The organism is Pseudomaricurvus sp. HS19, assembly GCF_009857815.1.
GTDB lineage: Bacteria > Pseudomonadota > Gammaproteobacteria > Pseudomonadales > Cellvibrionaceae > Pseudomaricurvus.
In genome coordinates, this window is record NZ_WVVW01000001.1 from 176,130 (window position 1) to 202,166 (window position 26,037).

The 26,037-nt window shown below is 59.7% G+C and carries 23 protein-coding genes; 13 read left to right on the forward strand and 10 right to left on the reverse strand.

The features are described from left to right. Positions 1–4: 4 nt before the first annotated feature. Entirely contained in the window at positions 5–721 is a 717-nt protein-coding gene (locus GSF27_RS00695; protein WP_160964705.1) for a YebC/PmpR family DNA-binding transcriptional regulator, read from the reverse strand. Between the two features lie 264 nt (positions 722–985). On the opposite strand from GSF27_RS00695, the gene GSF27_RS00700 reads away from it, so the two are divergent. The 7 genes from GSF27_RS00700 (at position 986) to lysS (ending at position 10,202) form a co-directional block, all read left to right on the forward strand. After that, entirely contained in the window at positions 986–1,906 is a 921-nt protein-coding gene (locus GSF27_RS00700) for an SDR family NAD(P)-dependent oxidoreductase (protein WP_160964707.1), read from the forward strand. A 253-nt stretch (positions 1,907–2,159) separates the two neighbouring features. Continuing rightward, on the forward strand, positions 2,160–2,564 hold the full coding sequence (locus GSF27_RS00705) for a PA2779 family protein (RefSeq protein ID WP_160964709.1): 405 nt from the start codon (positions 2,160–2,162) through the stop codon (positions 2,562–2,564). Positions 2,565–2,569: 5 nt separating this feature from the next. Next, positions 2,570–3,556 (forward strand): PA2778 family cysteine peptidase, encoded by a 987-nt coding sequence (locus GSF27_RS00710; RefSeq protein ID WP_160964711.1) that lies wholly within the window; start codon positions 2,570–2,572, stop codon positions 3,554–3,556. Positions 3,557–3,724: 168 nt separating this feature from the next. Continuing rightward, complete coding sequence (locus GSF27_RS00715) at positions 3,725–4,570, forward strand: amino acid ABC transporter substrate-binding protein (protein ID WP_160964713.1); 846 nt, start codon at positions 3,725–3,727, stop codon at positions 4,568–4,570. Between the two features lie 117 nt (positions 4,571–4,687). After that, positions 4,688–7,213, forward strand: coding sequence for an ATP-dependent helicase HrpB (hrpB, locus tag GSF27_RS00720; protein WP_160964715.1), 2,526 nt, complete (start codon positions 4,688–4,690; stop codon positions 7,211–7,213). Between the two features lie 177 nt (positions 7,214–7,390). Then, positions 7,391–8,486, forward strand: a protein-coding gene (gene prfB, locus GSF27_RS00725; protein WP_160964717.1) for a peptide chain release factor 2 whose coding sequence is annotated in 2 segments (ribosomal slippage) — positions 7,391–7,462 and positions 7,464–8,486 — 1,095 coding nt in all. Because the reading frame shifts where the segments join, the coding sequence is not laid out codon by codon here. Between the two features lie 159 nt (positions 8,487–8,645). Further along, complete coding sequence (gene lysS, locus GSF27_RS00730) at positions 8,646–10,202, forward strand: lysine--tRNA ligase (RefSeq protein WP_160964719.1); 1,557 nt, start codon at positions 8,646–8,648, stop codon at positions 10,200–10,202. A 65-nt stretch (positions 10,203–10,267) separates the two neighbouring features. On the opposite strand, the gene GSF27_RS00735 is transcribed toward lysS, so the two are convergent. Together GSF27_RS00735 and GSF27_RS00740 are read right to left on the reverse strand one after the other, a co-directional pair. Then, positions 10,268–11,137, reverse strand: coding sequence for a methylated-DNA--[protein]-cysteine S-methyltransferase (locus GSF27_RS00735; protein ID WP_160964721.1), 870 nt, complete (start codon positions 11,135–11,137; stop codon positions 10,268–10,270). A gap of 186 nt (positions 11,138–11,323) precedes the next feature. Next, positions 11,324–12,589: an amidohydrolase family protein gene (locus tag GSF27_RS00740; protein WP_160964723.1), complete on the reverse strand. Its 1,266-nt coding sequence runs from the start codon at positions 12,587–12,589 to the stop codon at positions 11,324–11,326. Between the two features lie 165 nt (positions 12,590–12,754). Between GSF27_RS00740 and GSF27_RS00745 the strand changes: the two genes are divergently transcribed. Further along, positions 12,755–13,552: an AraC family transcriptional regulator gene (locus tag GSF27_RS00745; protein WP_160964725.1), complete on the forward strand. Its 798-nt coding sequence runs from the start codon at positions 12,755–12,757 to the stop codon at positions 13,550–13,552. Between the two features lie 28 nt (positions 13,553–13,580). Here GSF27_RS00745 and GSF27_RS00750 read toward each other — a convergent pair whose 3' ends face one another. The 7 genes from GSF27_RS00750 to GSF27_RS00780 all read right to left on the reverse strand — a co-directional run bounded on the left by GSF27_RS00750 (position 13,581) and on the right by GSF27_RS00780 (position 20,936). Next, complete coding sequence (locus tag GSF27_RS00750; RefSeq protein WP_202410220.1) at positions 13,581–14,369, reverse strand: fumarate reductase iron-sulfur subunit; 789 nt, start codon at positions 14,367–14,369, stop codon at positions 13,581–13,583. After that, positions 14,366–16,357, reverse strand: a complete 1,992-nt coding sequence (locus tag GSF27_RS00755) for a fumarate reductase flavoprotein subunit (RefSeq protein WP_160964727.1) — start codon at positions 16,355–16,357, stop codon at positions 14,366–14,368. Before GSF27_RS00755 ends, GSF27_RS00750 begins: the two co-directional genes overlap by 4 nt. Continuing rightward, positions 16,357–17,115: a fumarate reductase cytochrome b subunit gene (locus GSF27_RS00760; protein WP_160964729.1), complete on the reverse strand. Its 759-nt coding sequence runs from the start codon at positions 17,113–17,115 to the stop codon at positions 16,357–16,359. Before GSF27_RS00760 ends, GSF27_RS00755 begins: the two co-directional genes overlap by 1 nt. Positions 17,116–17,288: 173 nt before the next feature. Continuing rightward, complete coding sequence (locus tag GSF27_RS00765; RefSeq protein WP_160964731.1) at positions 17,289–17,942, reverse strand: hypothetical protein; 654 nt, start codon at positions 17,940–17,942, stop codon at positions 17,289–17,291. Between the two features lie 380 nt (positions 17,943–18,322). After that, a complete protein-coding gene (locus tag GSF27_RS00770) occupies positions 18,323–18,745 on the reverse strand; it encodes a DUF4437 domain-containing protein (protein ID WP_202410221.1) in 423 nt (140 codons plus the stop codon). Positions 18,746–19,016: 271 nt separating this feature from the next. After that, positions 19,017–20,096, reverse strand: coding sequence for an alpha/beta hydrolase (locus tag GSF27_RS00775; RefSeq protein WP_160964735.1), 1,080 nt, complete (start codon positions 20,094–20,096; stop codon positions 19,017–19,019). Positions 20,097–20,240: 144 nt separating this feature from the next. Continuing rightward, entirely contained in the window at positions 20,241–20,936 is a 696-nt protein-coding gene (locus GSF27_RS00780; RefSeq protein ID WP_160964737.1) for a GntR family transcriptional regulator, read from the reverse strand. Positions 20,937–21,202: 266 nt separating this feature from the next. On the opposite strand from GSF27_RS00780, the gene GSF27_RS00785 reads away from it, so the two are divergent. The 5 genes from GSF27_RS00785 to GSF27_RS00805 all read left to right on the forward strand — a co-directional run bounded on the left by GSF27_RS00785 (position 21,203) and on the right by GSF27_RS00805 (position 25,989). Then, complete coding sequence (locus tag GSF27_RS00785; protein ID WP_160964739.1) at positions 21,203–22,681, forward strand: aldehyde dehydrogenase; 1,479 nt, start codon at positions 21,203–21,205, stop codon at positions 22,679–22,681. Positions 22,682–22,686: 5 nt separating this feature from the next. Then, the gene (locus tag GSF27_RS00790; RefSeq protein WP_160964741.1) at positions 22,687–23,484 is read left to right on the forward strand and encodes a carboxymuconolactone decarboxylase family protein; all 798 of its coding nucleotides are present in this window, start codon (positions 22,687–22,689) and stop codon (positions 23,482–23,484) included. Between the two features lie 6 nt (positions 23,485–23,490). After that, positions 23,491–24,255 carry an SDR family NAD(P)-dependent oxidoreductase gene (locus GSF27_RS00795; protein ID WP_160964743.1) on the forward strand — a complete coding sequence of 255 codons (765 nt, stop codon included), beginning with the start codon at positions 23,491–23,493 and terminating at the stop codon, positions 24,253–24,255. A 92-nt stretch (positions 24,256–24,347) separates the two neighbouring features. Next, complete coding sequence (locus GSF27_RS00800) at positions 24,348–25,145, forward strand: NAD(P)-dependent oxidoreductase (RefSeq protein ID WP_160964745.1); 798 nt, start codon at positions 24,348–24,350, stop codon at positions 25,143–25,145. Between the two features lie 58 nt (positions 25,146–25,203). Next, positions 25,204–25,989 carry an SDR family oxidoreductase gene (locus GSF27_RS00805; protein WP_160964747.1) on the forward strand — a complete coding sequence of 262 codons (786 nt, stop codon included), beginning with the start codon at positions 25,204–25,206 and terminating at the stop codon, positions 25,987–25,989. The last annotated feature ends 48 nt before the right edge of the window (positions 25,990–26,037 follow it).

The following is a 26,037-nucleotide window of genomic DNA, read 5'->3' on the forward strand; positions in this document are numbered from 1 at the left end:
AGTTTTAAACTTCAGCGTTATGAAACACCCGCTGTACGTCGTCCACGTCGTTGAGCATGTCCAGCAGCTTCTCGAACATTTCCATCTCTTCGGCAGGGATGGGGGTGGTGGTCTGGGGTACGAACTGGATCTCTTCCACTTCGAAGTCAATCCCTTCAATGGCGTTCTGCAGGGCCTGTTTGGCTTTGAAGAACTCTGACTGGGGGGCAAATACGGTCACCATACCGTCTTCGCACTCGATGTCGGTGACATCCACATCGCCTTCCATCAGCGCTTCCAGTACCGCTTCCTCGTCGTCGCCCTTGAATACCAGAATGGCGGAGTGATCGAACATGTGGCTGACAGAGCCCTGGGAGCCCAGCTTGCTCTTGGTCTTGTTGAAGCAGATACGAACATCACCGAAAGTGCGGTTGGGGTTGTCGGTGAGACACTCCACAATCACCATGCAGTTGCCCGGGCCAAAGCCCTCGTAGCGGGCCACATCGAAGTCCTCTCCGCCGCCACCCTTGGCCTTCTCCAGCGCCTTCTCGATCACGTGGCTGGGTACCTGGTCCTTTTTGGCTCGGTCCATCAGGCTGCGCAGGGTGAGGTTGCCGTCCGGGTCGGCACCGCCTTTTTTGGCGCACACGTAGATCTCACGGCCGTATTTGCTGTAGACCTTGGTTTTCTGATCGGCCGTCTTGGCCATGGAGTCTTTGCGGTTCTGGTAGGCTCTGCCCATGGGTTGTTGTCCTGCTGTGTTTCGATGGCGACGGATTTTACCCCTTGATGCAGGGAGGGGGAACCCGGCAGATAACGGCTGCGGAATATGCCCCTTTCCTGTGCAAGCGGGGCTCCGGCGGCCTGCGGCGTGGTCGTCGAAGCGCGTAATTGCAACACCGCAGGGTTATAGTAGGGCCAATTTGGCAGGCGCCGCCCCGGACCACGGGGCTGTGGCGCAAAGCTTGCGTGTTTTTTCGCCAGTTTGAGGACGGAGGGAGTAATCATGACAGTGAGATTCGATGGGCGGGTTGCGATTGTGACCGGTGCCGGCAACGGCCTGGGTCGTTGTCATGCGCTGGAGCTGGCCAGTCGCGGTGCCAAAGTGGTGGTCAACGACCTGGGGGGCGCACGGGATGGCAGCGGCGCCTCATCGGCGGCGGCCCAGGAGGTGGTGGCAGCTATTGAGGCCATGGGTGGTGAGGCCATGGCCCATGGCGCCAATGTGGCAAAGTTCGACGAAGTGCAGGACATGGTGCAGAAGGCCATGGACAAGTGGGGGCGGGTGGACATCCTCATCAATAACGCCGGCATCCTGCGGGACAAAACCTTCTCCAAGATGGAGATTGAAGACTTCCGTCTGGTGATGGATGTGCACGTCATGGGCAGCGTCAACTGTACCAAGGCGGTGTGGGAGATCATGCGCGAGCAGAACTATGGCCGCATTGTGATGACCACTTCATCGTCCGGCCTGTACGGCAACTTCGGTCAATCCAACTACGGCGCTGCCAAGCTGGCGCTGGTAGGGTTGATGAACACCCTGGTGCAGGAAGGTCACAAGAATGATATCCGGGTCAATGCCCTGGCGCCGGTGGCGGCGACCCGTATGACGGAAGACATTTTCCCGCAGGAGCTGCTGGCTATGTTCCGGCCGGAGGCGGTAACGGCAGGTGCGTTGGTGCTGTGTCACGAAGAGGCGCCGAACCGCACCATTCTCTGCGCCGGTGCCGGTGGCTATGCCACGGCGCGGGTGTTTGAAACCGAGGGTGTATTCCTGCCGGGAGAGGAGCAGACGCCGGAAGCCGTGGTGCAGGCCTGGGATACCATTTGCGATACCGGTCGCCAGAGCGAGCTGGAGGCCGGCATCAAACAGTCGGAGAAATTTCTTGGCCAGGCCATGGCCTGGATGAAGTCGCAAAAAGGCTAGGGTTTTAATGGGCGGAAGTGGGTTGGAGTGGGGGTCTTTCCGCTTGCGGTCCCGGCTACTCCCTTCCTCACCATCAACACCGACAGCGGATTGTCAGTTAAGTTTCAGGCACTTGCCGGGACTATGACGCAGTATCCGTTTCCACACTGTCGCGCTGGCTGAGATCATTACGATTGTCTAATCTTGTATCTGCTAATGCTGGTCAGGTTGCTGATGAGGCAAAGAAATCATGAGTTACCACTTAGGAGGATCTATGAAGGGCACACCAATGAAGCGTGCAATCTATACACTGCTGATGAGCTGGTTACTGGTTTGGAGCAGCGTCGTCAGTGTTACAGCGCAGGCTGCCATGGCTACCACCCAGTCTGCAGTCGTTGCCCAGGTTGAGCAGTATGACCGCCAGCAACTGTTGCAGGCCATTAACGAAAAAGGGGTTAAGGAACAGCTGCAGAGCATGGGTGTTGATGCCGATGCAGTGGAGCAGCGTATTCACACCCTCACCGGTGAGGAGCTGGCACAATTGAATGCCGAGGCCCAGAACCTGCCGGCCGGTCAGGGCGTGTTGGGATTGCTGGTGTTGATCTTTGTGGTCTTCATCATCACCGATATGCTGTGTGCGACCAACATCTTTAACTTCGTGAAGTGTATTAACAAGTAAGCGTCATGAAGTTGCATCTGGCGGCCCTCCTGGCCGCCATTTTTATTTTGGGCGGTTGTACATCAACCCGGCTGAACTCCACCTTGCCGGTCACGGATATACCCGACCGGGTCGAGCTGGAAGAGGTTCCATTCTTTTCCCAGCGCAGGCAGCAGTGTGGTGCGGCGGCTCTGGCAACTGTACTGGCCTACCGCGGTGCGGAAGTCACGGCGGCGGAGCTGGAGCCGCTGGTCTACATACCTGGTCGCGAAGGTAGCCTGGCCATTGAGCTGGTGGCGCAGGCGCGCCAGCACCAGCAGCTGGCCTATCCGTTGGAGCCCGCACTGGAAGACCTGCTGCGGGAGGTGGCGGCTGGCAATCCCGTGCTGGTAATGCAGAACCTTGGGCTAAGCTGGTTGCCGCAGTGGCACTTTGCCGTGGTCGTTGGCTTCGATCAGCCGCAGCGCACGCTGGTGCTGAGATCGGGCAATGACCAGCGACGCCTGGTGGCCATGAAGACCTTTCTCAATACCTGGGGCAAAGCCGACTACTGGGGTCGGGTGATCCTGTCTCCGGATCGGGTACCGGCAAGCGCGCAGCCGTTACCCTACCTGCGGGCCGCGGCTGACCTGGAGGAGTTGCAATTGCTGGATGCAGCCGCCGCCAGTTACCGGGCAGCACTGGCACAGTGGCCGGACGACAATGACACAGACGGTCTGGCGCGACTGGGACTGGGCAATATCGCCTACAGCCAACAGCAGTACCAAGAGGCTATCGGCTGGTTTCAGTCTGGTCGTGGATTGCAATTGCCACAGCACTGGAACAACCTCGCCTACAGTTTGCAGGCCGCGGGTTGCGGCGATGAGGCCAGGCGGGTTATTGGCTGCGCAGTGGCTCACTTTCCCGGCAACGGCCTGTTACAGGAATCGGCAACGGAGTTGCAGGCGTTGACAGCAGGCGGCGACACTGATGTGTGCCGCACCCAGGTGCCGGCCAACTGTACCGCCCCTTGAACACGGCAGGGTCACGGGGGAAGTGGCGCTGCTACAGGTGTTCGGCATAGGTGCCCGGTATAGGCGTTCCGGGGCCTCCACGTTACTATTCGCTCTTCTGTTCACGGTCCTGATGCCGTTTCACTGCTGGCAGGCCGGGTCGTCGTCTCGTTGCGCGGTGTGTTGAAGATGGTGTCTTATTCTCCGTTCGTGGTCACAGGCAGGTTGCTTTCCTGTGCGCTGCTGCTGGTGTTGTCTTTGTCCGGCCATGCCCTGGCAGAAAACCCGGGGATTAATTCCGACGAGCGCGACACCATCACCTATCTGGTCTACGGCGCCGCAGCTGAGCCTTATCAAATCCTCAATCCCGCCGGCCTGAATTACCCTTCAAGTGGTTTTATCTCCGACCTGGTGCGGGCTGTTTTCAGTGACAGCGAGTACCGGATCCGGGAGGAGGTTAAGCCCATCCGCCGTGCCAAACGCGACATGCTGAACGGCAATGCCACACGCTGGGTGGCCTATGCACTGCGCTCGTGGGAAGAGGAGGGGGTGTGGGGGGATGCTACCTTTGCTGAGGTGGATCTGCTGGATTATCGGTTGTCACTGATGGCCAGGGCCAGTACAGAGGCTCCTACCCCTGAACGTATGCGCGCCAATGGGGTGGTCTGGATTCAGGGTTACCGTTATCCCGGTACCGATGATTTTGCCGGCCGCAATGGCTTACAGTTTTTGCGGGCCACGGATCATCGCTCGGCGGTACGTATGGTGATTGGGGGGCGGGCCAGTTATTTCATGGAAGAGTCGTCGCGCATCGCCTATGCCCTCGCCAACCTCGGCGAGGATCAGGCGTCTTACCGCTTCTATCCATTGGACAATGAAGTGGCGCCCACCCGCATTACCTTGCTGATGAGCAATGACCTGGGCCCGGGGGTGCAGGACTTTATCAACCAGAGGCTGCGCCAGCTGCAGCGGGATGGCAGCCTGCAGCAACTGGCGGCGAAGTATCAGCTGCAGGGGGCCGTGGTAGGTGATTGACCTTGCCTGACGCGCAAGTGCCTGCAATTAACGTCACTGGTTAATGTTGCCTGCGCTGCTTTCGGTGAACGCTTTCGGTACCATGGCCGCTCTATCAGAGCCGCTGTCGCACACCCCATGTCTGAACTCCCTATCCAAGAAGTGATTCCTGCCATTCGCGAGGCGCTGAATGCCGGCGACGAGTTGGTGCTGGAAGCCCCCCCGGGCGCCGGTAAAACCACCCTGGTGCCATTGGCGCTGTTGCAGGAGTCCTGGTTGCAGGGGCAGAAGATCATCATGCTGGAGCCGCGTCGGCTGGCGGCCCGTGGCGCGGCTGAGCGTCTGGCCGCCAACCTCGGTGAACCGGTGGGGGCGACGGTGGGCTACCGGGTGCGGCTGGATTCAAAGGTGGGACCCGATACCCGTATCGAAGTGGTAACCGAAGGCATTCTCGGGCGCTGGCTGCAGGACGACCCCAGTCTCGACGGTGTCGGCTTGCTGATCTTCGACGAGTTTCACGAGCGCAGCCTTGATGCCGACACCGGGCTTGCCCTCACATTGCAGGGGCGTGATTTATTTGCTGACCTGCGTGAGCAACCCCTGAAACTGCTGGTGATGTCTGCCACCCTGGAAGGGGACCGGGTCAGCACCCTGTTGGGTGGTGCCCCGGTGGTACGCAGCGAGGGCAGGGCTTATCCGGTGGATATCCGATATGGCGACCCCTACCGCTTTGACCAGCGCACCGACGCCCGGGTGGTGGCCACAGTGTTGCAGGCACTGCAGGAGGAAGAGGGTAGTCTGCTGGTTTTCCTGCCGGGTGTGGGGGAGATCCGCCGGGTCGAAGAGCAGTTGCGGGAACGTCTTACCGATTCTTCCGTATTGCTGGCTCCGCTCTACGGGGACCTGAGCCTCGACCAGCAGCGCCTGGCCATTGCACCGTCGCCTCAGGGGCAGCGCAAGGTGGTGCTGGCCACCAGCATTGCCGAGAGTAGCCTTACTATTGATGGTGTACGGGTGGTGGTAGATGCAGGCCTCAGTCGGGGGCCCGCGTTCGATCCGGTCAGTGGACTGACCCGGCTCAACACCCGTCGTGTTTCGCGCGCCTCCTCGGAGCAGCGCGCTGGCCGCGCAGGTCGTACCGCACCCGGTGCCTGCTACCGGCTCTGGAGCCGCCAGCAGCAGGATGAGCTGGCGGCCTACCCGGACCCGGAGATCACGAACGCCGACCTTGCGCCGCTGGCCCTGCAGCTGCTGGCCTGGGGGTGCAACGACCCCACGGATTTGTTGTGGTTGGACCCTCCTGCCGTGGGACCATTCCGGCAGGCACTGGAGATGCTGCATCAGTTGGGGGCCGTGAGTGCGGATCTGTGTCAGCTCACGGAGCTGGGGCAACAGTTGCCTGCACTGCCTGCGCACCCGCGTCTGGCGGCCATGATGCTGGAGGGGCAGCAGTTGGGGCATGCGCAACTGGCCTGTCAGCTGGCCGCGCTGTTGTCGGAGCGTGATCCCATAAACAGCGGCAGTGCTGATATTGGCCTGCGGTTGGAACTGTTGAATGGTGAGCGCAAGATCGATGGCCGGCAGCGGTCCGCGGTGGAGCGCCTGCGCCAGCAGGTCAGGCAATACCTCAGGATTCTGCCGGACCTTGATCATGGGCGGACAGTAAATGCCTGCACGGCGGATCAGGCTGTGGGTCTGTTGTTGGCCTGTGCCTACCCGGATCGGGTCGCCTTACGTCGCAGTGAGCAGGGAAGAAACTATCAAATGGCCAATGGTCGCTCGGTAGAGCTGGCCGAGGGTGATCCGCTGGCGCGGGAGCCGGCACTGGTGATTGCCGCCGCTGGCGGCCAGCAAGGGCGCAGCCAGGACCGGGTATTTCTGGCGGCGGCCCTGGATATGGCGCTGTTCCAGTCCCTCTGCCCGGAGCGGTTGCAATCGCAGGTAGTGGTGGAGTGGGACGAGCGCGCCGGTAAGCTGGTGGCGGAAGAGCAGTTAAAACTGGGACGCCTGGTTCTGCAGCGGCAAAGGCTTACGGACGTGCAGCCTGAGATACGCCAGCAGGCATTGGTGGAGCTGGTGGCGAAGCGAGGCTTGTCGCTGTTTGACTGGAGCGAGGAGGTGCAGCAGTGGCGTGGGCGGGTAATGCTGATGCGCAGCCTGCAGGATGGGGAGAATAGCCCCTGGCCGGATGTCTCCGATACCGGCCTGCTGGCGACCCTGCATGAGTGGTTGGCGCCGTACATCAACGACGTTAGCAAACTGGAGGATTTTCGTCGCCTCAACCTGCTCTCCATGTTGCAATCGTTGTTGCCGTGGCCACTGCCAGCCCAACTGGATGAGCAGGTGCCGACCCATGTGGTGGTGCCGTCCGGCTCCCGCATCGCCATTGATTACACCCAGACCCCGCCTGTGCTGGCGGTGAAGTTGCAGGAGATGTTCGGCTGTGTCGATACCCCCACCGTGGCCGGTGGCCGTGTACGCCTGCTCTGTCACCTGCTGTCACCGGCGCGCCGACCGTTGCAGGTGACCCAGGACCTGCGCGGTTTCTGGAGCGGCAGTTATGAGCATGTAAAAAAAGAGATGAAGGGGCGTTACCCCAAGCACCCTTGGCCGGATGACCCGCTGCAGGCGCTGCCTACCGCAAAGACCAAGAGACATTTGTAAATCGACGCTGGCCGTCAAAGATCGCCCGGGGGGATAGATGGAGCCGCGCTCCTGCCCCCTCCAAATCACCTGCCATCCGCCAGGCCAAGGCCGCCATACCCCCGCCCACACCTAGAGTTTGCCCCCTGCCTCCTGTACAATTCGCGGCTTGATTTTTGGCCCTGACACGAGACTTGTATGGAAATCGCACCGCTGCTCAACGCCCTCAAGGACCTGCAGGAACGTACTGACGTTCTTAGGGGGTATCTTTGACTACGCTCACAAGAAAGAGCGTCTGGCCGAAGTAGAACTGGAACTGGCTGAGCCCAGTGTCTGGGACAAGCCCGAGCGGGCCCAGGAGCTGGGTCGTGAGCGCGCCAGCCTGGAGACAGTGGTAGAGACCATCGAGACCCTCGACCAGGGCGTCTCCGATTGCCGTGAGCTGCTGGAGATGGCGGTCGAAGAAGACGACGCCGACAGCGTGGCCGAGGTAGAGAGCGAGATCGATAAGCTGGAAGAGCAGCTGGCGACCCTGGAGTTCCGCCGCATGTTCTCCGGCGAAATGGACCCCAACAACGCCTACCTGGATATCCAGGCCGGCTCCGGTGGTACCGAAGCCCAGGACTGGGCCGAGATGCTGCTGCGCATGTACCTGCGCTGGGGCGAAGCCAAGGGCTTCAAGACCACCCTGGAGGAGGCCTCCGCCGGTGAAGTGGCGGGCATCAAGAGTGCCACCATCCGCTTTGAAGGCGAGTATGCCTTTGGCTGGCTGCGCACCGAAACCGGTGTTCACCGCCTGGTGCGTAAATCGCCGTTCGATTCCGGCAACCGTCGTCACACCTCCTTTACCTCGGTGTTCGTCTCCCCCGAGATCGACGACAACATCGAGATCGATATCAATCCCGCCGATGTACGTACCGATACCTACCGCGCTTCCGGTGCCGGTGGTCAGCACGTAAACAAAACCGACTCCGCCGTGCGCCTGACCCACGGTCCGTCCGGTATTGTGGTGAGCTGCCAGAGCGAACGCTCCCAGCACCAGAACCGTGACAAGGCGTGGAAGATGCTGCGGGCCAAGATGTACGAGCAGGAGATGCTCAAACGCAGCGCCGACAAGCAGGCACTGGAAGACACCAAGTCCGATATCGGCTGGGGCAGCCAGATCCGCTCCTACGTGCTGGACGACCAGCGCATCAAGGACCTGCGTACCAGTGTGCAGACCAGCAACTGCGGCGCGGTGCTGGATGGTGACCTGGACCAGTTTATTGAAGCCAGCCTGAAAGCTGGTCTGTAATTATTCAAAATTTTTTTCAATAGGACACCACCATGATCTGGTCACTCCCGCGCAGGCGGGAGTCTACAGAGATTCTGTGACCGGGATTCCCGCCTGCGCGGGAATGACATGGCCAGAGGTGTCCCAGCCATTAGAGCCTTGCTACCAGGGACCTGATTTATGAACGACAATCAACAACCGCAAGATGAAAACAAGCTGATCGCCGAACGTCGTGCCAAACTGGCCGGCCTGCGCGAGCAGGGCAATGCCTTTCCAAATACCTTCCGCCCCGACAGCAAATGTGCGGATCTGCAGGCTGAGTTCGGCGAAAAAGAGAAGGCCGAACTGGAAGAGCTGGGCAAAGTGGTTGCGGTTGCCGGTCGCCTGATTCGCAATCGCGGCGCCTTTATGGAAATCCAGGACGCCTCCGGTCGCATCCAGTTGTACGTGACCAAAGAGGCCCGCGACTTTGCCAAGTCCCTGGACCTGGGTGACATCGTTGGTGTGCGCGGCGCACTGCACAAATCCGGCAAGGGTGACCTGTACGTGCAGCTGGACGAGTACCAGCTGCTGACCAAGGCCTTGCGCCCGCTGCCCGACAAATACCACGGCCTGGCGGATCAGGAGATGCGCTACCGTCAGCGTTACGTGGACCTGATTGCCAACCCGGAAGTTCGTAACACCTTCAAGCTGCGCTCGCAGATCGTCGCGTTTATCCGCAGCTACCTGAACGGTCGCGATTTCCTGGAAGTGGAAACCCCCATGCTGCAGGCCATCCCCGGTGGTGCCTCGGCGCGTCCGTTTATTACCCATCACAACGCGCTGGACATCGACATGTACCTGCGTATTGCGCCTGAGCTGTATCTCAAGCGCCTGGTGGTGGGTGGCTTTGATCGCGTTTACGAGATCAACCGCAACTTCCGCAACGAAGGTTTGTCGACCCGTCACAATCCAGAGTTCACCATGCTGGAGTTCTATCAGGCCTACGCCGATTACAACGACCTGATGGAGCTGACGGAAGACCTTCTGCGCAAACTGACCGAAACCGTGCTGGGTTCGAGCCAGGTGACCAATACTACCCGTGACAAGGAAGGCAATGTCAGCGCGGAAGTGATCTACGATTTTGGCAAGCCATTCGCCAAGATCTCTATGGCCCAGTCTGTGATCGACTACAACAGCGATGATGCAGCCCTGTGCGAAGCGATAGAGTGGCTGCGTGATCCAGCAGCCCGTGAAGCCAACGCCGACGAAATCCGTCAGCGCCTGTATGCCGCTTGCGACAAGCTGCACATCAAGCTGCCCGCCGATCGCGACCGCCTGGGTCTGGGCAAGCTGCTCACTGAAGTGTTTGAAGAGAGTGTGGAAAGCAAGCTGATCCAGCCTACCTTTATCACTGAGTATCCCTTCGAAGTATCGCCACTGGCTCGTCGCAGTGACAACGACCCGTTCGTGACTGATCGTTTTGAGTTCTTTATCGGTGGCCGCGAAATCGCCAATGGTTTCTCGGAGCTTAACGACGCCGAAGACCAGGCCGAGCGCTTTATGGCGCAGGTGGCCGACAAGGACGCCGGTGACGACGAAGCCATGCACTACGACGCCGACTACGTGCGTGCGCTGGAGTATGGCCTGCCGCCTACAGCAGGGCAGGGTATCGGTATCGACCGCCTGGTGATGCTGCTGACCGACTCGCCGTCCATTCGCGATGTGTTGCTGTTCCCGGCTATGCGTCCGGAATAACAGCTCGCTCTGGCGTTACACAAAAATCCCCGCTGTTGCGGGGATTTTTGTTTCTGCGCCGAGCGTTATGAAGAGGTCTGCCGGGAATCCGGCGATTCCGCATTGTGGGCAGACTCCCAGGCAATGATGGCACTCTTGCGGGTTTCACCCCAGCGGTAGCCTCCCAGTCCGCCACTGTTTTGAATCACCCGATGGCAGGGGATCAGGTAGGCCACCGGATTAGCGCCGATGGCGCTGCCCACAGCTCGAGATGCTCCCGGCTTGCCAATCTGCTCTGCAATCCTTCCGTAGCTGGTTAGTTGGCCGGTGGGGATACTCAACAGGCACTCCCAGATTTTCAACTGGAACGGTGTACCTGCCAGGTGCAGTTTGAGCGGTTGCGGCGGGTACCAGCCCTGTTGAAAAATCTTCAGGGCTTCGTTGTGCATGGGTACCTTCGCGGCCTGGCAACGGGCATTGGGCAGGCTGGCCTGGAGGCTCTCCACGGCGTCTGTTGTGTTGTCGGTAAAGGCCAGCTGGCAGATGCCCTTGTCGGTGGCCGCGATGATCACTTCACCAAACGGTGTGTCGGCAAACTGGTAGTTGACCGTCAGGTCGGCGCCGCCGCTTTTGAATTCTCCCGGGGTCATACCTTCGATAGTGACGAACAGGTCGTGCAAGCGACTGCTGCCGGACAGCCCGCTGGCATAGGCGGCGTCCTGGAGGCTGGTCTGCCCTGCCGCCAGTAACGATTTGGCGTGGCTGAGGGTGAGGTACTGCAGGTATTTTTTCGGGCTGACACCGGCCCATCGGCTGAACAGCTTCTGGAAATGTGCAGGACTCAGGTGCACATGTGCGGCTACGTCTTCCAGTGCTGGCTGGGTAAGGCGTTGTTGCTGGATATAACGGATCGCTTTTTCAATGCGTTGATAGTCGGTGTCAGCTTGCCTGGTCATGCAACGGTTCCTGTGCCGTAGCGACGGCGGTCTGCGTCAGGGCGTGTTGGCGATTGCAGGCATTGTGACGGGATAGGGACTCCGCAGCCACCCGAATCTTGTGCAATGGCGGGGTGGGCTGACGGTGAAGCTCGAAATACCACAGGCTGGCAGCAGTGCGCCGGCCTGTGGGTGATGGGCGAAAGATCAGAACGGCAGGTTATAGAGCCGCGCTGCGTTGGACTGCAGCACCATCTCTTTCACGCTGCGGTCGTAGCCACCCAGGGTATCGACAATGTGCTCCTGCACACCGGGATAGAGCGAGGTGGGGTGCGGGAAGTCGGTTTCGAACAGCACCTTGTCCACACCGATGGTCTCCAGCATGGTTTTCGGGGCGATAGTTTCAAACCAGTAGGTCACCCAGAAGTGATCACGGAAGTAGTCCCAGGGGCGCTTGCGCAGCATGTCGGTCTTGCTGGGCAGCATCTCGTTGAACTGGTGTTCCAGCGCTTCGATGGCGAAGGGTACCCAGCCCATGCCGCTCTCTACCAGGGCGATCTTCAGGTTGGGGTGGCGGTCCAGGCGGCCGCTGACCATCCAGTTGCCCAGGGTGGCGGCGTTGCCGATGGAGAACATGGTGGCCACAACCGACAGGGTCTGCTCAAAGGAGAAGCCTTCCCAGGTGAGGGTGTTGGGGTCGATGGCGGCGTTGAGGTGGAAGTTCAGCGGAGTGCCGGTGGCATCGCACATCTCCAGGAACGGGGTCCAGTAGTCGTGCATGTAAGAGGGCACACCCACGCGCTCCGGGGTGTCCGGCAGCACAAAGCCCTTCAGGCCCATATCGATACAGCGGCGGGCTTCCGCTTCCATGGCTTTCTGGTCCCAGATGGGCAGGTGAGCCATGGTAAACAGGCGGTCGCCGGACTCTTCCTGGCGCTGCATGGCTCCGTCGTTAAAGGCCTTGATCACGGCCAGCGCCAGCTCCTTATCGCCCAGGGTCATCAGCATACCGGCCTGGGTCACGCCGGAGTTGTGGTAGCAGATCTGGGCCCACACCCCCATGTCGTCCATGGCCTGCAGGCGCGGGGCGATTTCGTGACCGCCGGGGTGGCCTTCGTCGATGGTAGGGAAGGCCAGGCGACCCAGCAGCTTGTTGTTGTCCTTGCGGATAACGTTGCCACCCAGAGTGCCGCAGTCGCGATCACCGATAAACCAGCGGTCGGTACCGTCCACTCGCTTCACCACCGGCATCTTGTCCTTCAGCGCAGCGGGAGCGTGGTCGAGAAACAGCGTGGGTGGCTCGGTGAAGTGGGTATCACAGTCCACAATCTTGATGCCTTCCAGGCTCGGGTGCAGGCCGCCGGACTGGGAGGCGTAGTCCACCTCGCGGATCACACCACCCCGGGTGTAGCCTTCGGCCGACCAATAGCTCTTGGCGGAGTTCTTCATTTCTGCGGATTGATCATTCGACATGGTGAGTGTCCTCGTCTCTGAATGGGCGCTGTTATGGATTGCCGCCTCTCTCTGGCAGGGCAATCGTCAGTGAGGAAAGCATAGCAGTGCCACGGCTGGCCCTCTTGATTGTAGGGGCCCTTATTTGTACTTTAACGGCCAAGTTTTGGACTGATGAGGTTCTGTTTGACCCGTTCGATTGACTTTTCACCCATGCGCCCGGATGGCAGTGAGGCCCGGGCCGGGGCCTACAACAGCGGTAACCACGATATTGAGACCCCGTGGCACTACCACGACCTGCACCAGCTGATCTACGCCTTCGAGGGGTCGGTGGAGGTGGAGGGGGTTCATGGTCGTTACAAAGTGCCCAACCAGTTTGCGGTGTGGATTCCCGCCGGGCTGCCTCACCGCACCTCCATTCACGGGGTGCGTTCCGGTTCGGTATTCCTCAGCCCGGATATGCTGGCCTTGCCTGGTGACAGCCTCCGGGTCATTGCCGCCAATAACCTGATGCGGGAAATGATCATGTACGCCATGCGCTGGCCCATCAGCGGCGAGCGGGAGCCGGTCAGTGAGGCGTTTTTCAACTGCTTTGCCCATCTCTGCAGCGAATGGCTGGAGGAGGAAGTGCAGCTGGTGCTGCCAGCCACGGATAACCGGCGCATCAATGCGGTGGTGGGTTACACCCGCCAACACCTGCCAACGGTTACCCTGGATGAGGTCTGCGATGCAGTTGGTATGTCGCCACGCACCCTGCGGCGTAACTTCCGCAAGGCTATGGGGATCAGCTGGGAGGATTATCGCTTGCGCATGCGTATGTACCTGGCAATCGATACCCTGGAGAAAACCAGCAAGCCGGTGTGGGAAGTGGCCGAGTATGTGGGCTATGGCAGCCAGCAGGCGTTCTACCGTGCCTTCAAGGCCTTTGTGGGTATGGGGCCGACGGCGTACCGCAATATACAGGGCAAACCGTCAGAGCCATAAACAACGAGTGTGCGGAGGGGGGGCTTGTTCAGGTGGCGGCCAGGACCATCTTGCGCCGCATGTAGGCGATCTGTTGAGCCAACGGCAGATCCTTGGGGCAGAAGTCTTCACACCCCAACAGGGTCATGCAACCAAACACGCCGGTATCATCCCCCAGTACCTCGAAAAACTGCGTATCAGTGCGATCGTCCCTTGGATCAATACGGAAGCGGGCCAGCTGGTTGATACCCACCGCACCGACAAAATCGGGGCGCATCTGTGCCGTACCGCAGGCGGAGATGCAGCAGCCGCATTCAATACAGCGCTCCAGTTCGTAGATGTTTTCCGCTACCTCCGGTTCCATGCGCTCTTCCAGCCGGCACAGGTCTGGCGCCCCGCCAGTGCGATGTATCCAGGTCTGCAGCTGTTCGGACATGCCGCGCATCCACTTGCCGGTGTTCACCGACAGATCCCCGATCAACTCAAAACCGGGCAGGGGGGCGAGAGTAATCTCACGTGGCAGGTCCCGGGTCAGAGTACGGCAGGCCAGCCCGGGCCGGCCATTGATGAGCATGGCGCAGCTGCCACAGATGCCGGCGCGGCAGACAAAATCAAACTGCAGGGTGGGATCCATGTTCTCGCGAATTTCGTTGAGTGCGATAAACAGGGTCATGGTATCCGCTTCCTCCAGGGTGAAGCTCTGCAGGTGTGGCTCTTGCTCTGGTTGCAGCGGGTTGTAGCGAAAGATGCGCAAGGTGAGGGTGCGACCGCCGTTTACGTTGCTGGCAGCAATGCGGTTGTCATTGGCAGGGGCGTTGGTCATGGGCGCTGCTCTCATGGGCGTTGCTCTCCTGAGGGTGACTGCAAAGGTTCTGCAAGGCGCTCGTTGCGTCCGCGCAGTGAGGGTGGCAGCAGGTCGCAGTAGGGCATCAGTTGCTCCTGCAGCTGGAAGCGATCAGGAACCTTTGCCTTGAGAGCGTCCACCTCGGCCTGTCGTGCAGCGGTGTGTGGGTGGTCAATCCGTTCTTCACTGCCATAGCCTCGCCAACCAGGCGGCAACTCCATGTTTCTGACATCCAGCTGTTCGTAACTTAACGAGGGCAGCGGGGCACCTTGCTGCCAGGTAGCAAGGGTGCGGTTGAGCCAGTCGCGATCATTGCGCAGGGGAAAGTCCTCGCGGTAGTGGGCGCCTCGACTCTCCTGCCGCTGCAGGGCGCCATGGGCGACGCACAAGGCCAGCTTCAACATTTTTTCGACCCGATAGGCGGCCACCAGCTCCGGGTTAACACCACGTGCGGCAGAGTGTACCCGTATCTGGCTGGCCCGCTGTTGCAGTTGTTGCAGCTCGGACACCGCCTGTTGCAGGCGCTCGCCGTTGCGGAATATGCCCACCTTGTCGGTCATGCAGTGCTGCATATCGCGCAGGATATGGAACGGGTTTTCGTTGCCGTTGTTGTGAGCGTAGTTGTGCAACTGTTGCGCGGCCTGACCGACGCAGTCGTGCACCAGGGCGGTGGATACGGTGATCTGGTTGTCGGCCAGGTATTCACCCATGGTCTCGCCCACGATCATACCCGCAACCACCGTCTCCGCTACCGAGTTGCCGCCGAGCCGGTTGAAACCGTGCATATCCCAGCAGGCGGCTTCGCCAGCGGCAAACAGACCCTTGAGGGTGGGAGATTCGCCGCGATAGTTAGTGCGGATGCCTCCCATGGAGTAGTGCTGCGCGGGGCGCACGGGTATCAGCTCTCTGGCCGGATCGACACCGAGGAAGTAATGGCAGATCTCTTTGACTTCCCGCAGGCGGGTATCGATGTGCTTCTGCCCCAGCAGACGGATATCCAGCCACAGGTGTTCGCCAAACCGCGATTGGGCCCCAAGGCCCTTGGCGATGTGGGTCTCCATACAGCGGGATACTACGTCGCGGGAAGCCAACTCCTGCTTCTCCGGTTCGTAGGCCGGCATAAAGCGCTCCTGCCTGCCATCCAGCAACAGGCCACCATCACCCCGGCAGCCTTCGGTCACCAGGATGCCAGCGGGAAAAATGCCGGTGGGGTGGAACTGCACAGCCTCCATATTGCCGAGGGTGGCAACACCGGTCTCCAGGGCTATGGCGGTGCCTATGCCTTCGTTGATTACGGCGTTGGTGGTGTTGCGGTATAGCCGGCCATAGCCGCCGGTGGCGATACAGGTGGTGCGGCTGACATAGGCCAGCAGTTCGCCGGTGATCAGGTTGCGCACCACCGCGCCGTAGCAGCGTTCGCCATCGTGAATCAGGGCGATAGCCTCCATACGCTCATGCACAGGGATCTGCTCGGCAATGGCCTGGTTGCTCATGGTGTAGAGCATGGAGTGTCCGGTGCCATCGGAGACGTAACAGGTACGCCACTTCTGGGTGCCGCCAAAGTTGCGCGCCGTGATCAGGCCGTGGGCCTCGTCCCGTTCGTGGACGGTGACCTTGTTACCCTTGATGACGCTGGTGTGATCGCCGCGTTGCACCCGGTTCCAGGGCACACCCCATGCCGCAAGTTCCCGCACGGCTTTGGGGGCGGTATTGACGAACATGCGCACCACCTCCTGGTCGGCCCCCCAGTCGCTGCCGCGCACGGTATCGAGAAAGTGCAGGTCTTCGTTGTCGCCCTCGCCCTTGGCGCTGTTGGCCAGGCTGGCCTGCATGCCACCCTGGGCCGCTGCAGAGTGGGAGCGTTTGGGTGGTACCAGGCTCAGCACAATGGCCTCAAAACCCTGGCGCTTAACGCCGATGGCGGCGCGCAGGCCGGCCAGCCCACCACCGATAATCAGCGCATCCGTGTGAATAATCTGCATCAGGGATTTCCTTGCGGTTCGGCAACGGGTTGGAGGTGTGCAGGCACATAGCGTTCCCCGACACGGGCTTCATGCTCCATGCCGATCTTCATATAGGCTGCCAGTGTCAGCAGGCCAAGGGCGAGCAGGAAGGCGGTGATAAGCCACTTGATACGCTGCAGGCGCCGGCGCCCGCGGCGGGGATCCTTGCCGAGGAACCAGCCCCACTTAACTACCAAGCGGTAGACGCCAATGCCCCCGTGCAGCTCCACGGCAAACAGCAGCAACAGGTAGAGCGGCCAGAAGCGTCCGCTCCAGACGCGGTCCGAGCTGGCGTAAGGGCCGATATCCCCGGGGTGTAACAGCATCTGGTAAAGGTGCACGGAGGCCAGGAAAAAGAGGGCAAAGCCGGTTATCACCTGCAGGTACCAGAGCGTGGTGTCACCATGGCGCAGGCTGCGGATATGGTGGTGCAGGGTCTGGTACTGATGGCTGCTGGCGGGGAAGCGGCGCAGGGCGAGAACGGCGTGCACCACGATGGCGGCGAGGATAAACAGCACCACACCACTCACCAGTATGGGGTAGGGCTTGCCCAGCAAGGGCTCTCCCTCGAACATGCGTGCCACCCAGTACATGGCGTCCTTGCCCAGCAGGATGCTGGACACCATCAACATGTGGGCCCACATAAACAACACCAGCAACAGGCCGGTGCCGCCCTGCACCATATCCATCCAGGCGCTGAGGCGGGAAGGCCTGCGGCCGGTCAGGGGCTGCGTCATGGTACGACTCCTTGTTGTTTTCTGCCCGTGGGATAGGTTCCCGGGAGAATCCCCGAAGGCTAATACCCAAGTGTTGCACTGGAGTGGCGTGAATCTCAAGGGGGGGGGTGATTTGCAGATGGAAAGAAGGGGAGTCGGGGAGGGCAGGGAGAGCGGCAGGATCTCCCGTGCCGTCAGCAATAGAGGTTGCTTTCCAGTAATGCCATCATGCGGTGAATATTATCCCTTGCGCTGTTCTCGTAACGCTGGCGGAAAGAGTCGGTCATATAGACGTGTGGACGCTCCAGTAACCGACGAAAAAACTGCAACTTTTCGGCACTGTATTCGGCGGTGCTCTTGAGCGATTCACCTTTCAAGCGTATGCCATCATCGAGAAACGAGTCCCAGTTGAGTCCCAGTCCCGCCAGGTCAATATCGCAGACAAAGCCGGCATCGCCTGTCTGGTGGCCGTCGTGGGTGGTGGCCATAATCAGGTCACAGACATTGTGTTGAAAGTCTTCCCCGAAAAGCCCCTGACTGTATTGCCGGAACAAATCCGCACTGCGTGCCTCGTTGTCATCGGCCTGTTGATCCATGACAGCGTCGTGAAACCAGAGGGCCATCTCCACCTCATCGGGGACCTCCAGCTGCGCTTTGACCTGGTCAAATTCACGCAGGCAGAACGCGATGTGGCGAGCGCTGTGATACTGCCGCCATGGTTCGCAATAACCCTCTTCAAGGGCATTCCAGGCGGTCTTGTAATCTGAGTCTGTGCCTGTTGGCAGCAGTTGTTGCCACAGTTGGGCAAAGCGTTGCTCCATGTCCGTAAGAGACTGCTGTGTGCCCATGGATACCCCCTGTAGGTGATTGGAAACCAGTGTTTGTGTTCGGGCCGGTTTACAGATGCAAAAATTATGCTTTTTTGTTGTTTCAATTGCTGGTTGCCGCCACAGGAGTGTCAGGAAAATTATTGTGCCACTGGCGGTGCCTGGCCGCAGCTGACTGAGAGTCATACCTGCGATGTTTATACCGCCATAGTGCCATGATCTTCTGTGCCCTCGGTAGAGACCTTTTCGTCGGTTGCTTAAACCGGAAGATTTTTTGTGATGCAGTTCATTGGAGGGGAGGTCGCTATCTGAAGGGCTTAGCAGTTCCGGGGACGGCTGCCATTATCCCTGAGAGCGTTGGGCGGCTTGTTGTGAATGCTGTGCTGTCCAGTAGCTGGTGCCTACTCAGCAGCCTTCACCGGCATAGCATCCAGTGGTGCCACAAACCCGATATACAAAATGCAGTCAGCGCCTTTGTGGCAGTATGCTGTGTGCGGCAGCCTGGCCGGACCATAGGCATATTCTCCGGTTTTTATAGTGGCCATGGGCTGGTTGTCATATTTGACATCCAGGGTGCCTGATACCAGTACCATACGCTCCTGTGACGTGTGCAGGTGGTGGGGGATTTCAAAGTCCCCCGGTACCTTGAAGAAGATATCCAGATTATTTTTCGCGGGGTCTCCCTGTAGTATCGCAATTTCGCACCCTTTGGGAATAAATGCCGGACAGGGGCCCCACTGCAGCTCTTTACTGTCTGTGGCGATAACCAGGGCGCGCTCTCCTGCGTGAGTCAATGCGGGGGCGAAGAGGACAAAAAGAGTCATTATTTTCTGCAGGTTCGTCATGTCTGTCATCCTGTTGACTGGGGGAGTGTGAATCCCATTATCGAAAAGGGCATGGCAGTACGGCGGGTATTGCCGAAAATCCGGTGCGAGGGTGTCAAATCTCAGGCGTCATTAGAAAGTTATAGTCGATGACGTGGGTACTACAACTTTTACAGATTGCAGATCTATCAGCGAAGTTTCGGCTTCTTTTACGAGGGGATGGGAACATAAGAGTTGTAGAGGGGTGGGGGCCCCTCTACTGGCAAGAGAGTTAATGCAGGTTTTTGCGGAAGAAATTCACGATCAGCCCGTAAGTATCCCGCGCTTCTGGCAGGTAGTTCTGGTAGATGTAGCAATGCCCCATGCCTTCACCCACCACCAGGGTGGAATCTGTGCCGGCCTTGAGCAGCTCTGTATTGGTATAGATGGCCGGACTCATGTCCATGGCCCGGGTGCCGGTAATGATCATGGTTGGCGGAAACTTCTTCAGGGTCTCCGGGTGCAGGGCCGGAGAGACGGTTGGCTCTTCCATGTCGGCGCCGTCAAAATAACCCCTGGTCAGATCCATTTGAGGCTTTTCTTTGGTGGATGGCGGCGGGAAGGAGCCGTCGATGCTGGCTGCAATCCAGGCGGAGTCACCGGTCATAAAGCGCACACTACCGGCGCCGAAAATACCGATGGCAGCGGGTTGCGGCAGGTTCTGTTGCGGTAACCAGGCAGCTGTCTGGCTGGTGAGGAAGCCACCGGCGGAGCAGCCGTAGATGCCTATGTGCTCCGGCTTGTAGTTTTTCAGGAGCTCGCGGTAGACGCTGGTGACGTCCTCCACCGCCGCCGGGTGTTTGGCTTCGGGCGCCATTCGATAGTTAACGGACACCACCTTGTAGTTACCCTCGGCGGCAATGGGTGCGGACTCAATCAGGGAGCAGGATTCCCAACAGGTGTTAAACGCGCCACCGTGCAGATTGATCAGTACCCGGTCCTTATCCGGCTTGCCGCCTTTGGGTGTGACTATTCGCACCGGCACTCCGCCGATGGACTCCTCGGCTACATTCACCGGGTAGGCTTTCAGCATGCCCTCCACCTGTGGTGCCAGCATGGCGGCGAGTTGCTGTCGTGCTTTTATTGCATCCGGTTCCTGAACCGCGTCCCGGTGCGGCATTTTGCTGCGCATCTGCAGCATACGAGTGGCTTCCTCGCTCTGCAGGTCGGATGGCGGAAGGCTGAACGAGGGTACTTGCACGGTCCCGGTCTGGTCAAAAACCGGTTTATCAGAGGTTGCGGCCTGCAGTTGCGGGATGGAGAAGGAGAGGGCGCAAAGGCTGGCAGCCAGCGCTCGCCGGGTAAGTTGCATGGTGTGACTCCCTGTTATTGTTATGGAGTTTTGTAGTCCCTGTACGCACTCAGCGCGCCTGTGGCGCCGAACGGAGTACCGGTGCGGAGGACACTGTAGCAAGATCTGGCGGCGGGTAAAAAGCCTGCGCTGGCAGGCTCCGGATCAGCGGGGGTTTTCGCCCATCCAGTTGAGGGTCAGGTTGCGAAAACGCTGGGCTTCGAAATAGGCCAGCTCGGGGTCATGTTGCAGCACAGCCTGCAGAATTCGGCGGCGGCCCAGACGCCATTCGTCAATACCGAACTGCTCCACAAACTGGTTGGGATTGTCCTTGGCGGTGTACATCTGCATGGCCACCCGGGCGAGCAGTTCCAGCAAGGGACGGCTGCAGATGCGAAGCAGTGTCTCGCGGAAATCCTGCTCGAAACGGATGACATCTTCTGCGCTGGTAATGGCTTCCAGCTGTGCCAGCAGGGCATCCAGCAGGGGCTTGTGGCGGGCGTCGTAGCTACCGGCGACGGTGCGGATGATCTCGCAATCCAGCACCACAGACAGCTCGAATGCGTCCCGGTAGCTGATGTCATTGATGCGCATATAAGTGGCAAAGGCCCGCTCCATGGCCGCGTCGTCCGGGCGGGTGCCATAGTAACCGCCACCGGGGCCGCGCTTTACGGTCAACAGGCCCTCGTGCTCCAGCACCCGGGCCGCCTGCTGCACAGTCACGATGCCGACGCCCAGTTGTTCGGCGACTTCATTGAGCGAGCCGATATTGCTGTCGGGCTCTGCTTGCAGGATCACTTCCCGCAGGCGTGCGGCGGCATCCTGAACCAGATGGCGTTTCTGCTGTTTGTCCTCTTTCACGCTCGTTCCCTTCCTGAAGCTATTGTCTGCTGCGCTGGCGAGAGCATTGTAGCAGTAATTATGTGCACATTATTATTTAATAATAGGCATATAAATAAGTATTAATATGTGTAAATTTGCTAAATAAGCCGTTTTTCACGCTTTACAGGTAAATAATAGGCATATTATAGTCTGCCCCACATCATAACCAATGCTGGCTTTGGCCGGCCCCTGGCTACGCTCGCGGCTGCGGGTATGGCCCTGTTTCAGGCAGGAGAGACCCTTCCATGGCATTTTCGCTTCCCGACACCTCCAATCTTCCGCGTTATGTCGCCATTGCTGGCGAAGAGCGTATCGAACAGGGTTCCGGTATTACCTGGGATCATATCTACCCGGCCAATGGGCAGGTGACGTCGCAACTGAAGCTGGCTGGAGCGGCGGAAGTTGACCTGGCGGTTAAGGCCGCTCGCGCAGCATTGCCCGGTTGGCGCGCCCTTACCGGTGAGCAGCGCCGCAACCTGTTGCTGAAAGTGGCGGACCTGATTGAGCAGAAGACCAAAGATCTGGCGGCGCTGGACACCCTGGGTAATGGCTACCCCTCCATGATCTCGCCCTACACGCCGATGGTGATGGCGCAGCGTTTCCGCTACTACGCGGGCTGGGCGGACAAGGTTCGGGGCGAGACCCTGGATGCCTGGAACGGTCCGGCCCACAACTATGTGAATTACGAGCCCTATGGCGTTATTGGCGCCATCATCCCCTGGAACGGTCCGCTGTTTGCGGCGGCCATGGTGTTGGCACCGGCACTGGCGGCGGGTAACTGTGTGGTTATCAAGGCGCCGGAGCTGGCACCGTATTCCGTCATGCGTCTGGCCGAGCTGTTTGAAGAAGCCGGTTTCCCCGCTGGTGTGGTGAACATGGTCTGTGGTGGCCCCGATGTGGGCGAGGCGATTGTTGCCAGTTCCGGTGTCGACAAGGTGCAGTTTGTGGGCAGTGGCAACACCGCCAAAAAAGTCCTGCAGACTGCCTCCCAGACCCTCAAGCCCTGCGGCCTGGAACTGGGCGGCAAATCCGCGGTAATCGTTTTTGAAGACGCCAACCTGCAGGATGCGGCCAAGCGCGGCATGAGCGGCGCAGTGAGCGTCAGCGGCCAGGGTTGCGTCAACGGTACCCGCCTGCTGGTGCAGCGCTCCATCTATGACCAGTTCCTGGCCATGATCCAGGCCATGGCGTCCCACGTGCCACTGGGTGACCCGCTGCAGCCCACCACCGTTATGGGACCGCTGATCAGCGCCCAGTCGCAGCAGAGGGTAGAAGATATCATCGCCAAAGCCAAAGAGCAGGGCGCCCGTTTGCTGTGCGGTGGTGATCGCCCGGAAGGTGACTTTGCCGATGGCTTCTACATGCCGCTGACCATCTTTGCCGATGTGGACCCTTCCAGTGACCTGTTCCAGCACGAAGTGTTCGGGCCGGTACTCTCCATTACGCCGTTTGATACGGAAGAGGAGGCCATTGCGCTGGCCAACGACAGCGATTACGGGTTGGGCGCTTACGTGCATACCCAGAACCTGCGTCGTGCCCATCATGTGGCGTCAAAAATGGAAGCGGGTACCGTACAGGTGAACGCGTCCGGCGAGGGCATGCAGCCTTACGCGCCGTTCGGCGGTTACAAGCAGAGCGGCTATGGCCGTCTCGGCGGTGAACAGGGCCTGCTGGAGTTCCTGCAGGTGAAAAGTGTGTGGATGAATCTGAAACCAGTGGAATAAGAATAATGACTCTACTCGACCCAAAAGCGCGCTCGGAGCGTGGCCAGGAACAATTGGAAACGCGGCTGGCCAAGTCCGCCGCTGAACCGGAAACCCTGTACCAGTCCTCCTGGCGGGATTACATCTTTGCCGAAGTGTGGACGCGGGGCGGGCTCGATCTGCGCGCCCGTTACCTGATTTCCATCGCTACCGCGTCCGAGAAGGGCGTCATGAGCGAGCGCCTGTGCGATTACGTGCGTGGTGCACTGGCTACGAATGAACTCAGCCAGCTGGAGCTGCGGGAAGCTGCGCTGCATTGTGCCATCTACGGTGGCTGGGACAGCGGTGCCGCTGTCGATCAGGCGATCACCAGAGCGGTTGAAGAGCTGGGCCTGACGCAGGAAGGTTTTGAGCCCATCCGCGCGGAAGCCTGGGACCCGCAGGTGCGACTGCAGGAGGGCGCGGCAGAGTTCCATAATGTCATGACCTTCGGCGGACCACCTCCGGTAGCGCCCTATTTTGAGGGCGGTATCCTCAACTTCGTGTTTGGTGAAGCCTGGCATCGACCTGGCCTTGATCAGCGCAGCCGTCGCTGGCTGACGCTGGTGGGGGTTGCCAACTCCTCCGCGGAGACCCCCATCCGCACCCACATTTACGGTGCCATGGCCAGCGGTAACGCCAGCTATGAAGAGATGAATGAGTTTGTGCTGCAGTACGCCGTACACGCCGGTTGGCCGCGGGCCTCCTACGTGCAGGGCGTGGTGTTTGAAATGGCAGAAAAAGTTAAGAAGGGCCTGACCTGGGACGGCAAGCCAAAGGAGTAAAAACCAATGCAACAAGCAAGTGATATGAGCGGCAAGGCCGCACTGGTAACCGGCGCTGCTTCCGGCCTGGGTCGTGGCACCGCCATCGCCCTGGCCAAAGCCGGCGCCAATGTGTGTGTGGTGGACCTGAACGAAGACGGGCTGAAAGAGACGGCTGCGGCGATTGCGGAGCTGGGGGTTGAGTGTCTTGTGCGCCCGGCGGATCTGTCGAAAAAAGAGAATTGCGACGCAGTGGTGGCGGAAAGCGTCGAGAAATTTGGTCGTCTGGATGCTCTCTGCAATGTGGCTGGCGTGATCTTCTTCAACCACTCCACCGATATGACCCAGGTGCAGTGGGACACCACCATGGCGGTGAACCTGAGCGCCCCGTTCTTCCTGTCGCAGGCGGCGATTCCCCACCTGCTGGAGCAGAATGGTGCCATTGTGAACGTCACGTCTTCAGCCAGCTTTATGGGTGAGGCCTACGCGGCTGCTTACTGCGCAACCAAGGCGGGTTTGACCAACCTCACCAAGGCCATGGCCATGGAGTACATGCACAAGCCCATCCGTATCAATGCGGTAGCGCCTGGTGGCATGGTGACCAATATTGTCTCCAGCTTTATGAACATGCCGCAGGATCTGGATCACAGCCTCATGGCTCGTTTCAAGCCACTGCGCGGTACCGTGGAAGTGGAGGACGTGGCCAACGCGGTGGCGTTTATGGCTTCTGATGCAGCCCGTGGTTACCACGGTAACTGTATCTCCATTGATAACGGTATTACTGCGGGTTAACAGCTGCACTGATCCATTCCCGGAGCGGAGGCTGCGCGAGCGATTTCGCAGGGGTGCTGCTTTGGGAGTGCATTGAGACAGGAACAACAACTATGAAATGCGGATTTATCGGCCTCGGCAGCCAGGGTGCTCCCATGGCCCAGGCTATTATCGATGCCGGCTATGAGACTGTGCTCTGGGCGCGTCGCCCGGAATCACTGGAGCCTTACGCCGACAGCGGTGCCAGCTTTGCCGGCAGTGTGCGGGAGCTGGGTGAACAGGTGCAGTTCTGCGGCATTTGTGTGGTGGACGACAACGGTGTGCGTCAGGTCTGCGATGAGCTGATCCCGGCCATGGCCACCGGCGGTTGCATTGCCATCCACTCCACGGTGCACCCGCAGTTGTGTCGGGAGCTGGCGGCTGCTGCCGGTGAGCGTGGTATTTACCTGATAGATGCCCCGGTCAGCGGTGGCGGCAGTGCCGCTGCCGACAAAACCCTCACTGTGATGGTGGGTGGCAGCGATGAGGCACTGGAGAAGATGCGCCCGGTGCTGGAGACCTTCAGCGGTTTGCTGATTCACCTGGGTGATGTGGGCGCGGGTCAGATGGCCAAGCTGGTGAACAACTCCATGATGGCGGCCAATCTTGCCATAGCCCATCAATCGCTGGCTGCCGCAGCTGCACTGGGTGTGGATCGTGACGCTTTCATTCAGTTGGTGAAGGTCAGTAGTGGACGTAGCTTTGCGTTCGATGTGGGCAGTCGTATCGGTAAGCCTTCCGACTTTGCTCACGGTGCCCGCATGCTCAACAAAGACGTAGGTCTGCTGGGCGAAGCGTTGGGTGATGATCCCTCTTACCCATTGATTCACGACACCGCGCAGGCCTTCCTCAAGGCGGCGCTGGAAAACTGATAACGACGATTCAATAACGAAATTCAGCACCGGCAAGGCCGGGGCGGGAGAAAAATTTATGACATTTACAACCGAACAATTCAAATTGCAGGATAAGGTTGCTGTGGTCACCGGTGCCGGCGGTCGCGGCAACAGCATCGGCCGCGCTTACTCCCTGGGACTGGCTGCTGCCGGTGCCGCGGTGGTGGTCGCAGACCTCAACCTGGAAGGTGCCATGGCTGTAGCCGAAGAGATCAAGGCGGCGGGTGGCAAGGCGCTCGCCGTGCAGGTGGATATTACCGATCCGGAGTCTGTCAAAGCCATGGCGGCCAAGGCCGAAGGCGAGTTTGGCGGTGTGGACATTCTGGTGAACAACGCCGCCCTCATGGCTGAGCTGAAATCCGAGCAGGCGGTAGACGTCGGCATTGATGAGTGGAACCGCATCATGAACGTCAATGTGACTGGTGCGCTGAATTGTGTGCAGGCCATTGTGCCGCTGATGCGCAAGCGCGGCGGTGGCAAGATCGTCAACCAGACCTCCGGTGGTGCCTTTCCGGCAGTATCCATCTACGGTATCAGCAAGCTGGCTCTGGTAGGTCTGACCACCACGCTGGCAAGGCAGCTGGGTCGCGAGAATATTAATGTTAACGCCATTGCCCCGGGTAATGTGACCAGTGATGCGGGCAAACAGCTGGTGCCTGACGATTCACCATTCTTCCAGTTCCTGCAGGCCAGTGTGGCCAAGCGTGTGCGCGGTGAGCCGGATGAGCTGGTGGGCTCGCTGTTGTTGCTCTGTTCCGATGCTGGTGACTGGATTACCGGTCAGGTGTTGAATGTGGACGGCGGCTGGGTATTGCGTCCCTGATACATTCTGCCAGTGCGATTCGCCCGCGGAGCGGGCGAATCGGTCTCT

Excerpts from the sequence above, each read along its gene's own strand:
- GSF27_RS00760 (WP_160964729.1), bottom strand. The coding sequence starts at position 17,115 with ATGACGCAGCCCCTGACCGGCCGCAGGCCTTCCCGCCTCAGCGCCTGG.
- GSF27_RS00805 (WP_160964747.1), top strand. The coding sequence starts at position 25,204 with ATGACATTTACAACCGAACAATTCAAATTGCAGGATAAGGTTGCTGTG.
- GSF27_RS00800 (WP_160964745.1), top strand. The coding sequence starts at position 24,348 with ATGAAATGCGGATTTATCGGCCTCGGCAGCCAGGGTGCTCCCATGGCC.
- GSF27_RS00740 (WP_160964723.1), bottom strand. The coding sequence starts at position 12,589 with ATGTCGAATGATCAATCCGCAGAAATGAAGAACTCCGCCAAGAGCTAT.
- GSF27_RS00705 (WP_160964709.1), top strand. The coding sequence starts at position 2,160 with ATGAAGGGCACACCAATGAAGCGTGCAATCTATACACTGCTGATGAGC.
- GSF27_RS00785 (WP_160964739.1), top strand. The coding sequence starts at position 21,203 with ATGGCATTTTCGCTTCCCGACACCTCCAATCTTCCGCGTTATGTCGCC.
- GSF27_RS00770 (WP_202410221.1), bottom strand. The coding sequence starts at position 18,745 with ATGACTCTTTTTGTCCTCTTCGCCCCCGCATTGACTCACGCAGGAGAG.
- GSF27_RS00775 (WP_160964735.1), bottom strand. The coding sequence starts at position 20,096 with ATGCAACTTACCCGGCGAGCGCTGGCTGCCAGCCTTTGCGCCCTCTCC.
- GSF27_RS00715 (WP_160964713.1), top strand. The coding sequence starts at position 3,725 with ATGGTGTCTTATTCTCCGTTCGTGGTCACAGGCAGGTTGCTTTCCTGT.
- GSF27_RS00790 (WP_160964741.1), top strand. The coding sequence starts at position 22,687 with ATGACTCTACTCGACCCAAAAGCGCGCTCGGAGCGTGGCCAGGAACAA.
- GSF27_RS00710 (WP_160964711.1), top strand. The coding sequence starts at position 2,570 with ATGAAGTTGCATCTGGCGGCCCTCCTGGCCGCCATTTTTATTTTGGGC.
- GSF27_RS00700 (WP_160964707.1), top strand. The coding sequence starts at position 986 with ATGACAGTGAGATTCGATGGGCGGGTTGCGATTGTGACCGGTGCCGGC.
- GSF27_RS00755 (WP_160964727.1), bottom strand. The coding sequence starts at position 16,357 with ATGCAGATTATTCACACGGATGCGCTGATTATCGGTGGTGGGCTGGCC.
- GSF27_RS00735 (WP_160964721.1), bottom strand. The coding sequence starts at position 11,137 with ATGACCAGGCAAGCTGACACCGACTATCAACGCATTGAAAAAGCGATC.
- lysS (WP_160964719.1), top strand. The coding sequence starts at position 8,646 with ATGAACGACAATCAACAACCGCAAGATGAAAACAAGCTGATCGCCGAA.
- GSF27_RS00795 (WP_160964743.1), top strand. The coding sequence starts at position 23,491 with ATGCAACAAGCAAGTGATATGAGCGGCAAGGCCGCACTGGTAACCGGC.
- GSF27_RS00750 (WP_202410220.1), bottom strand. The coding sequence starts at position 14,369 with ATGAGAGCAGCGCCCATGACCAACGCCCCTGCCAATGACAACCGCATT.
- hrpB (WP_160964715.1), top strand. The coding sequence starts at position 4,688 with ATGTCTGAACTCCCTATCCAAGAAGTGATTCCTGCCATTCGCGAGGCG.
- GSF27_RS00695 (WP_160964705.1), bottom strand. The coding sequence starts at position 721 with ATGGGCAGAGCCTACCAGAACCGCAAAGACTCCATGGCCAAGACGGCC.
- GSF27_RS00765 (WP_160964731.1), bottom strand. The coding sequence starts at position 17,942 with ATGGGCACACAGCAGTCTCTTACGGACATGGAGCAACGCTTTGCCCAA.